Source organism: Calothrix sp. CBUCES-K 9914 (genome assembly GCF_059640475.1).
Map to the genome: position 1 here is coordinate 1 of NZ_JBXXZH010000309.1, position 9,796 is coordinate 9,796.

At 41.5% G+C, this 9,796-nt stretch carries 7 protein-coding genes; 2 read left to right on the forward strand and 5 right to left on the reverse strand.

Features of this window, described 5'->3' with window-relative positions; all coding sequences use genetic code 11:
* The first annotated feature begins 70 nt into the window (after positions 1 to 70).
* Entirely contained in the window at positions 71 to 721 is a 651-nt protein-coding gene (locus AC2JBO_RS39110; protein ID WP_496959021.1) for an LON peptidase substrate-binding domain-containing protein, read from the forward strand.
* 135 nt (positions 722 to 856) lie between these two features.
* Here AC2JBO_RS39110 and pheA read toward each other — a convergent pair whose 3' ends face one another.
* Positions 857 to 1,723, reverse strand: a complete 867-nt coding sequence (pheA, locus tag AC2JBO_RS39115) for a prephenate dehydratase (protein WP_496959022.1) — start codon at positions 1,721 to 1,723, stop codon at positions 857 to 859.
* Between the two features lie 314 nt (positions 1,724 to 2,037).
* Here pheA and AC2JBO_RS39120 point away from each other — a divergent pair, with 314 nt between their 5' ends.
* Positions 2,038 to 2,640, forward strand: coding sequence for a DUF1997 domain-containing protein (locus AC2JBO_RS39120; RefSeq protein WP_496959023.1), 603 nt, complete (start codon positions 2,038 to 2,040; stop codon positions 2,638 to 2,640).
* A gap of 59 nt (positions 2,641 to 2,699) precedes the next feature.
* Here AC2JBO_RS39120 and AC2JBO_RS39125 read toward each other — a convergent pair whose 3' ends face one another.
* The 4 genes from AC2JBO_RS39125 to AC2JBO_RS39140 all read right to left on the reverse strand — a co-directional run bounded on the left by AC2JBO_RS39125 (position 2,700) and on the right by AC2JBO_RS39140 (position 9,456).
* Entirely contained in the window at positions 2,700 to 3,374 is a 675-nt protein-coding gene (locus tag AC2JBO_RS39125) for a ribonuclease HII (RefSeq protein ID WP_496959024.1), read from the reverse strand.
* 3 nt (positions 3,375 to 3,377) lie between these two features.
* On the reverse strand, positions 3,378 to 5,582 hold the full coding sequence (gene rne, locus AC2JBO_RS39130) for a ribonuclease E (protein WP_496959025.1): 2,205 nt from the start codon (positions 5,580 to 5,582) through the stop codon (positions 3,378 to 3,380).
* A gap of 798 nt (positions 5,583 to 6,380) precedes the next feature.
* Positions 6,381 to 8,963 (reverse strand): TIGR03960 family B12-binding radical SAM protein, encoded by a 2,583-nt coding sequence (locus tag AC2JBO_RS39135; RefSeq protein WP_496959026.1) that lies wholly within the window; start codon positions 8,961 to 8,963, stop codon positions 6,381 to 6,383.
* Positions 8,964 to 9,129: 166 nt separating this feature from the next.
* A complete protein-coding gene (locus tag AC2JBO_RS39140; RefSeq protein ID WP_496959027.1) occupies positions 9,130 to 9,456 on the reverse strand; it encodes an STAS domain-containing protein in 327 nt (108 codons plus the stop codon).
* Positions 9,457 to 9,796 lie beyond the last annotated feature (340 nt).

The window sequence follows — 9,796 nt, forward strand, 5'->3', positions numbered from 1 at the left end:
TGTCTAAGAAAGAATACCGTAAAAATTACAAAGTTTTAGCCGCTAAAGAGTAAATTTATACCGAAATACAATGTCATCCTCATCTAGAATCGCGGTTCGCGAACTGCCTCTGTTCCCATTACCAGAAGTTGTATTATTTCCCACGAGACCCCTGCCGTTACACATTTTTGAGTATCGCTACCGAATCATGATGAATACTATTTTGGAGAGCGACCGTCAATTTGGAGTACTGATGGCAGACCCAGTTCAAGGTAAAATTGCAAATGTTGGTTGCTGCGCGGAAATAATTCACTACCAACGTCTGCCAGATGACCGTATGAAAATGGTAGCTTTAGGACAGCAGCGGTTTCGTGTTCTTGAATATGTTCGCGAGAAACCTTACCGAGTAGGTTTAGTCGAGTGGCTTCAAGACGAATCACCAACCAAAGATTTACAGCCAATAGCTACAGATGTTGAACATCTTTTACGTGATGTTGTGCGCTTATCAGCAAAGCTAACCGACCAAAATATCGAACTTCCGGAAGATTTACCTGATTTACCTGTCGAATTATCTTACTGGGTAGCGCACAATCTGCACGGTGTTCCTTATGAGCAGCAATCATTACTCGAAATGGTTAATACTGCTGCACGTTTAGAACGCGAATCTGAAATTTTAACTACAACTCGAAATCATTTAGCTGCTCGTACTGTTCTCAAAGACACCTTCAATCAAAAATTGTAGGGTGCGTGACGCCACTAACATTGTGAAACGAAGCGCAAGTCTAATAGCGTCACGCACCATCTTAACCATGTTAAGGTGCGTGAAGGCCACTGGTTCCTAGCTTCGTTTCAAAATTTTTGATAGCCTTCACACACCCTACATATCCCTTGTAGATAAAATATCATAACTCCCGAAAATCTTTAAAACTTCGGTGTCTTTTGATAGCTCATTGATTGCAGATTGAATTATCGACTCACTCGCATCAGCTTCGAGGTCGATAAAAAATAAATATTCTCCCAATGAGCGCTTAGTAGGACGTGATTCAATACGACTCAAGTTAATGTTCAGTTGAGCAAATATTTGTAACGCTTTCACTAATACTCCAGGTGTGTTTGCTTTCAAACTAAACGCTAACGATGTGTGTTTCTTATGCGTCCCACTTGTTAAATATTGATTTAAATCTTTACTCACAACCCAGAACCGCGTGCAGTTATCTGGGTGGTCGTTTATACCAGCAGCCAGTATTGGTAAATTATATAACTGTGCTGCTCGCTGTGAAGAAATCGCTGCGGCGCCTAAATCTGTTTCCAATTTCTGCAAAACTTCGGTCGTCGAATTTGTTGGAACTAGTTGCACTTTAGGTAGAAAGCGTTCTAACCACGCTTGACACTGTGCTAAAGCTTGTGGATGTGAATAGACAGTTTCGATACTATCTAAATTTGAGGCACAAGAAATCAATACGTGTACAATAGGCATAATCAAAGCTAACTGAATATATAATCTATCAAGTTGCCACATTGCATCCATTGTCATTGTCACGCTACCCTCGATTGAATTCTCCGCAGGTACAACAGCTAACAGGGCTTGACCCTGCGCTACGGCTTTCAGAGACTGTGCAATACTCGGATAAGGACATAAAAAAGCCTCCTTGCCTTGCGTCTTAGTAAGCCAGTTAACATAATAGAGCGCTGCTTGCTCAGTGTAATTTCCTGGGGGACCTAAATGCGCTATCGATAAATTCATATTTGCCTACCGTTAATTGCAAACTTAATTTACATTCATTCAACAGAATGTTCTGGTAAACTACATTAAACACTGTTTAACATATTATTAAACACTGGATTTAATATCTTGATTGAACTCGGCTCAAGGATGTCAGTATAAAAACAAATTCATAAACCCTATATATTAGGTTTATGAAATCATTATGGCTTTTCTAACCTAAAGCCGATGTGTTTTCAAGAAAATTGTTTTTTAATGTAATTAGTTTTACGTTTAAACGCAAAATTATATTCGTAAAAAATATAACAATAGTAAAGAAGGTATTAACAAAGCTCATGGCTACTAAATTTACTGCTTCTCAATCAGTAGAAATTCCTGTTCCAGAGCAGCCTGTACCCATCCAACATTACCTGCGTCAGCCACAACGCTTAGTTAATGCTTTGGTAGATCCAAGCCGCATTCAACAAATTTCTGATGAAATCTATAGACTCCAAATGCGCCCTTTAACTTTTATGTCACTCAGTATTCAACCCACTGTAGATATGAGAGTATGGGCTGAGTCAAATGGCACAATAAGACTTCAATCAATGGCTTGTGAAATTCGAGGCGTTGAGTATATTAACCAGCGTTTCGCGCTCTCACTACAAGGATTTTTATATCCTGAACAGATTCAAACATACACCCAACAGACAATCACTCGCTTAAAAGGACGAGCTGACTTGCAAGTTGAAATTGATTTTCCGGCGCCATTTTGTTTTACCCCCAAACCAATTTTAGAGGCAACAGGTAACGGCTTACTCAAAAGCGTACTATTAACTATTAAACAAAGATTATTACATCAGCTACTGGCAGACTATAGCGAATGGATAAAATTGAATCAAAAAGTATCCTCCATTCCAACAACCATACCCATCCTCAACCCCAAATTAAACTCATAATCTTTTCGTAGTATTTTGTATTTTTTTGTAGTGAGGACTTTAGTCATCAAAACCAGTCCTCAAAACAACTCCATCTGACTACCAACCTGCCGAACCTGACAAGGACTAAAAGACTTACGATGTAAACGCGAGGCGCCATACTGCTGCAACGCTGATAAATGGCGCTGACTACCATATCCCTTATTACGAATCAAATCATACATAGGATACTTAGTAGCTAGTCGTAATATTAAATCATCGCGCCATACTTTTGCAACGATACTTGCTGCGGCAATAGCCATACAAGTCGAGTCACCTTTAACAATAGTTTTTTGGGGTATCGACAACCCTTTAACCAACTGATTACCATCAATTAGACAAAGGTCAGGCTGTACTGGCAGTTTTAGTACAGCCCGCTTCATTGCGAGTAAAGATGCCTGTAATATATTCAGTTGGTCAATTTCAGCAGTTGAAGCAAAACCAATTCTCCAATCGCTACATACAGAATATATTAAAGACGCAAGCATAACTCTCGACTGATGCGAGAGTTTTTTGCTGTCGTTGATTTTAGCGGCTAGAAGTTTTGGTAAAGCGTCCGAAGGTAAAATGACTGCTGCCGCGACTACAGGACCAAATAAGGCGCCTCGTCCAACTTCGTCTACACCAGCAATTAAGCTATTGCTTGAGGGCATAGATAATTCTAGCCAGCTATCCTTGGGAACATCAAAACCAGTAATCAGCTGCATTTCAACCATAAATTATTCGTCAGAATCATTATCTAATGCCGAAGAACGACGGCGCCTGCGACGAATTGAAATGTCAGCGGCACTACCACGACTATCATCCGCGTAACTAGGCTGCACAGGTTGTATAGGTTGAACTGGTTGTTGAATTGGTTGAATGGGTTGCGTAGATTGTACCGTTGGTACTGATGGTATAACTTTTCTCGGCATTGGAGGCGGCACCTCTTTAGGTTCTGATGGAATATCAGACCAAGGTTCTGGTTCCCTGTCGAGTTGTATACGCTCAACTCTCGGTTTCGGTAAAGGTGTAGAAGCAGTTAGCGGAGGTTCAACCTCAAAATTAGATGTTGTAGGTGCTTGTCCAGGTAAAGTAACGTTAACGATTACTGACTTCGGATTTTTAACTTCTCTGTTTAAACGTACTAACGGTGATACTCCCATCAACGCATAAACATCTTGCTCATCACCACTCATTTCCACCGATACAATTTCTGGTGGTTCCACAACTGGTTTGATTGGATCGAGTTTTGATATTTTACGCTCACCTCGCTCTGCCCAATGTGGTTTCGAGCTTCCCATTGTTGAAAGTCCGGAACTATTGTCCATTTCCACATCTTGGTCGATATCCATGTCTGGGTCATTGCCGTATGACATTGGATTTGTCGGCGTGCGCGGTTCATCTTTACCATTCGGAGGGTTAACACCTATTCTCTGACGGCGCCGTACACGACGATTTTTATCGCCGATTTCATGATAACTAGGATGGTTAACTAAATTACCAGAGCTATTATATTCCGCCTCCGGCTCGAAGGACGATTCAGAAAATCCATCGTAGCTGTCTCTACTGGTGTCTCTACTGGTGTCTCTATTTTCGCTAACTCTTGCTGCGGGCATCCGTGTTTCTCGAATTGGCATTGATGCCATAGCAAAACGGTCAGGCACTTCGGTTGTCGCTGCTGGTGGAGCTACACGTGATTCGCCGTTTTCGCCTGGTAAGTGTACGATATGCCCTAAACCACCGCAAGTCGGACAAGTATTTCCAAATAGTTCGTATACATTTTGACCCTGTCGTTTACGTGTTAACTCAACCAAACCTAACTCAGTTAATTGAGCAATTTGCGGACGAGCTTTATCTGCTTTCAAAGCTTTGTTAAAGTGTTCGAGAACTTGAAGCTGGTCACGCCGTGATTCCATATCTATGAAATCAACTACAATCACACCCGCAATATTGCGTAGGCGTAATTGTCGTGCGATTTCAGTGGCAGCTTCGCAGTTCGTCCACAATACAGTTTCGCGAGCAGTCGCAGAGCGCGTAAACGAGCCGGAGTTAACGTCTATAACAGTTAATGCTTCAGTTGGCTCGATGATAATGTAACCGCCTGAAGGTAGATCGACTCTCGGTCTAAGAGCTTCTTTAATTGCCGCGTTGACACGGAAATATTCTAGTATGGCGGTTCGGTCACGGTGGTGATCTATTAGTAAACCTTGAGGAGTTTGTCCACCACTCCAGTTTTGTAAGTACTGCTTGACTCGTTTTAAGCCAGTACTCGAATCGACTACAATTCGATTGACATCGGCGCCATACATGTCGCGAAGAACTCGTTGAATAAAGTCATCATCGCGGTTAAGTAAAGCAGGTGCGCGCGTTGACTGTGCTTCGAGTTGTATTAATTCCCACTGTTTTTGCAGCGCTTCCAAATCTTCGATAATAGCTTCTTCCGGTTTGCCTTCAGCTTCGGTACGAACTAACAAACCCATCCCCGCAGGTTTGATCAAAATCGCTAGTGCCCGCAAACGGTTACGCTCGTTTTCGTTACGAATTCGACGTGATAAATTTACACCTCTACCATATGGCATCAATACTACATAACGACCCGGAAGTGTAATATTGCCAGTTAATCGTGGTCCCTTGGTGCCTGTAGGTTCTTTCATCACCTGCACCAAAACCTTTTGCTGCGGTGTCAACAATTCAGTAATTGCTGATGCCGCGCGCTTTAATCGTAACGGACCTAAATCTGTAACGTGAATAAATCCATTTCGTTCGGGGTCGCCGATATTGACAAAAGCAGCGTCAATACCAGGTAACACATTTTCCACAACACCTAAGTAAATATCACCAATTTGGTGATGTCCTGTAGCAACAACAAGCTCTTGTATCTGGTCTTCAGAAAAGACCGCAGCGATTTGATGCTGCTCGGCTATAATAATTTGTTTTGGCATTCAATTTCCTCAAAAAGACCGCAGCACAAATCTTGAAGGTTAATCAGCCGATATACCCATACTTTCCACGGTCTGAACTACTTGTAATTTATACTGCTTTATTCAAAGCTCGATTTTTTAGTAACCAATTATCCGTCGCACACAAACCCTGTACCTCAACTAATCGCTGATAAAAACGTAAAAGTAAAAGGAAGAATTGAGAGCGCCCATTTTTCATGCGTTCCAGAACGGCTGTATAAAGCTTTAAGCGATAAAAATCAACCGAAGGAATTTTTTGTCTTACAATGCTTCATCTACATGAGTACATTCTAAAAGTTCTGCTCATTAAATACTCCAAATCTTTCGCGCAAAAGCTTTTAACTAAAAAGCTTGTAACTAGAAAGCTTTTAACAATAAAACTTGAATTTGTGTCAAACCCGTTACAAACTGTAATAGAGTCTGCACTCCTTCTTCAGCAAAGTTTGGAATCGGCACCAATACTGAGCGTGATTTTTCGTCCAAAAAATGATATTCAGAGTCTTACCGACAAAACTGATGAAATGAAAGCTGATTCGTATTCTATGAGCGGCTGTTGAGTGTTCTCTAATTTACACTACTTTAGTCTGAAATAGAATCCTAGAAACTACACTCTAAGATAGATAGCTTTGATGCCCCGATTGTTCAGGGTAACGAATCAGCGTTCTCGCATCATGCAGCGTCAGAAATTTCCTCTTCATATCATTCTAACGCAACCTTGTCAAAAATCAAAACATCACATCAGCCTGGGGACAACAAATGTACTGTTGTCCATAGATTGATTCAAGATAGCAAACCGAGACAATTGCGATGGATGTGCAGCAATTGATATTTACAGTCAGCAACTTGCTCTAGCATAAACAAAATTTGTTCAGGGCGCAACAGCATACCATCGTTACGACAACTACCAACATATCGCAATGTGGCAACATGATCACTTACGCTCGAAGTAACTAATTCCAGATCAAATAAGCGTTCGCGTAAATTAACTAGTTGGTTTTTGCCTGACTTGGTTGTGTGTTCCCACCAAATTTCTGATTGGTCTTTAATTGCCTCAAGCCAAGAAATCCAATCTGCCTCCACTTCGTGATCAACTGCCACAGTAATATTGTACTCAGCAGTTTGTAACTTTGTAGCTGCGGCAGGCGCCTTTAAATCAACTTCAACCACTCTATATATAGGTATGTCACTGGGCAGTACTTGAGAGAGAAGAAATTGAAAATCAAGAGGCTCTATGGCTTTTGTCAATTCAAAATCAACAATTTCACCGCTACTGGTAGCACCCAAGGGTAAAGCACTAGCGAGAGAAATTCTAGGGTTGGGATGAAAACCACCTGTGAAAGATATGGGTAAACCAGCCCGACGTATTACACGGTCAAACAGACGCATTAAATCCAAGTGACTGACTAATGCCATATTTCCTAGTTTACCAAACCAAACGCGCAAGCGTTGTGCTTTAGAAGTATTAGGAACGAAATCCCCAGCAAAGGGAGGACATTCCGAGGGTTTGATTACTATATTATGGCCAAAGTCGGTACTGCAAACGCCGCAGTGTGAACACTCTTCAAACGAGCAGTCTGGGACTGTCGCTGCTGCCAACGCGCGTTGTAAATCTTCATATAACCACTTTTTCTCAATGCCAGTGTCGATGTGATCCCAATGTAAAGGAATATCAAGTAATGTTTGATTATCTAAACATTCCATCACATTCCACTCACCGTTTTCGACTTGACGGTATTTCCAGTCTAAATGTGCCTCAGCAATAGCGTCACCCCAAGCATTAAATGCACGCTCGATATTGTCATACCACGAGTCCATGCCGGCGCCTAGTTCCCATGCTCGTTTCAAAACTTTACCTAAAGAGCGGTCTCCTCGACCAATAAAGTCCTCCATAGCGGATAAGCGGACATCAGTATAATTTACCTTGACTCCGCGAAGAGAACGAAATTCATAACGTAAAAGCTTTTGCTTACGTTCAAACTCAGCTTTTGCGACTGAATGCCATTGGAAAGGGGTATGAGGTTTAGGAGTAAAGTTAGAGATGGTCAAGTTAAAATTGAGCGGTTTTCTGCCTTTACCTCTACAAGATCGTTGTAACCAAGCTACAGTTTCGACGATACCCAAAACATCAGCGTCAGTTTCACCTGGTAAACCAATCATGAAGTAAAGCTTAATTTTATCCCAACCTTTCTCCCAAGCGGTTTGCACACCACGTAGAAGTTCTTCGTTGGTCAAACCTTTGTTGATAATATCGCGCATTCGCTGAGTACCAGCTTCGGGAGCAAAAGTTAAACTACCTTGCCGTGTTCCACCCAGTATATTCGCAATATTTTCGTCAAACCTATCAACTCGCTGACTTGGTAATGAAAGCGAGATATTTTCGTCTTTTAAACGGTTTTTAATTTCCATCCCTACAGCTGGTAAGGACAAATAATCTGAACAGCTCAATGATAATAATGAAAATTCATTATAACCTGTGGCACGCATCCCTTTCTCAATCGCTTCCACTACCTCAGTCGGCTCAACATCGCGCGCTGGACGGGTGAGCATTCCAGGTTGACAAAATCTACATCCTCTTGTACAGCCGCGACGAATTTCGATAGTCAAGCGGTCGTGAACAGTTTGAACGTAGGGGACTAGTCCTATTGAGTATGCGGGAATTGGCGTAGCAACTCGGCGTAAGATTCGTTTTGGTACATCTGGGCGATTTGGAGAAACTGAACCATCTGGAGCTTGTGAGTAAAATCTTGGTACATAAACACCTGGAATTTGCGCCAGGTCTAGTAACAATTCTTCACGATTCAAACCAGCAGCTTTACCCTCTTCTAAAACCATACCGATTTCAGGGAGAAGTTCTTCACCATCACCTAGGGCAACAAAGTCTAAGAAGTCCGTATAAGGTTCAGGGTTAGAGGTTGCGGTTTGTCCTCCAGCAAATATCAGCGGAAAATTAGTACTATCTCGCTCTGCTGAAGTCAAGGGAATTCCAGCTAAGTCGAGCATTTCCAAGATATTTGTGGCACCTAGTTCGTAACTAAGGCTAAAACCAAGAATATCAAATTCGAGGAGCGACCGTTTAGACTCGACAGCAAACAATGGCGTAATTGTTTCGCGCAGTTTTGCTGCTAAGTCCGGTGCTGGTAAATAAGCGCGGTCGCACAATTGACGGGGTTGGGCATTCAGAATGTTGTATAGGATAATATGTCCTAAATTTGATGCTCCAACTTCGTAAATCTCAGGATAGGTGAGTACCCAGCGTACATTGGCGGTGTGCCAGGGCTTGTGTATAGCTCCTAACTCGTTACCAAGGTAGCGCGCTGGTTTAAGAATATCCGATGTTATTAATTCTTCTACTACGAAAGCCACGTTATGCTTTTTTAGCTATTTAAAAATACAGCTACTCACCTCCAACTTAGCACTTAATTAGGGTTATCGAGATATCTCAACGAAAATCCTACTCACACTGGTTGGTGTTATTTGGTGCAGTATCGAGTCGCAAAAAACAAGAGTGTTTATTTCATCCTACAAGGAATTACACGCTTGTCAATGCAGTTTCGTCTGCCAGTATCTCAAATACACCATCGAGTTGAGTCAATTCAAAAATAATACGCAATGCAGGGGATACACAGCAGATGCTGAACTGCTTGTTCAGAGACTGTGACAGTTTCAGGGTAGAGACTAAAGCCATTAACCCTGCACTATCGATTGACTCCACATCCGCTAGGTTAACCAACATGGCGCCATCATGCTGTCTCAATGCGGTCGTCAAATCACGCTCAAATTCCAAGGCGTTAGCTGCATTTATACTACCTTGGGGACGAACTACTGCTAATTTTGAATTGCTAAGTACTGCTTGCATATTTATAACCTTCACAACCTATTTAAAGCTCTCTAACTTTAAAGATAGATGTATTTGACCATAATCCTTTTCGTCTGACATCGACCATTCGTATTACATCTCTTTGCTGAATCTTTATTCAACCCATCTTAGAGCGTAAAGATTCCCACAACCGTAAAAAAATCTGTGCTTAAATATACATTTGTCGTCAAAATTTAATTTATTTTTACAAAACAAGATTTTTTTACTTTTACTTAATCTTTCTTTAATGGTGAATAAATGCTCTCAATGGCTACGATCATAAAATCACTTTACGTGTACAAATTTAAGCTTTGTAAAGCTTTGACAACTTAAGTGTACG

What these genes read in the sequence shown, in the direction of transcription:
- AC2JBO_RS39110 (WP_496959021.1), top strand. Translation starts at nt 71, where the DNA reads ATGTCATCCTCATCTAGAATCGCGGTTCGCGAACTGCCTCTGTTCCCA.
- pheA (WP_496959022.1), bottom strand. Translation starts at nt 1,723, where the DNA reads ATGAATTTATCGATAGCGCATTTAGGTCCCCCAGGAAATTACACTGAG.
- AC2JBO_RS39120 (WP_496959023.1), top strand. Translation starts at nt 2,038, where the DNA reads ATGGCTACTAAATTTACTGCTTCTCAATCAGTAGAAATTCCTGTTCCA.
- AC2JBO_RS39125 (WP_496959024.1), bottom strand. Translation starts at nt 3,374, where the DNA reads ATGGTTGAAATGCAGCTGATTACTGGTTTTGATGTTCCCAAGGATAGC.
- rne (WP_496959025.1), bottom strand. Translation starts at nt 5,582, where the DNA reads ATGCCAAAACAAATTATTATAGCCGAGCAGCATCAAATCGCTGCGGTC.
- AC2JBO_RS39140 (WP_496959027.1), bottom strand. Translation starts at nt 9,456, where the DNA reads ATGCAAGCAGTACTTAGCAATTCAAAATTAGCAGTAGTTCGTCCCCAA.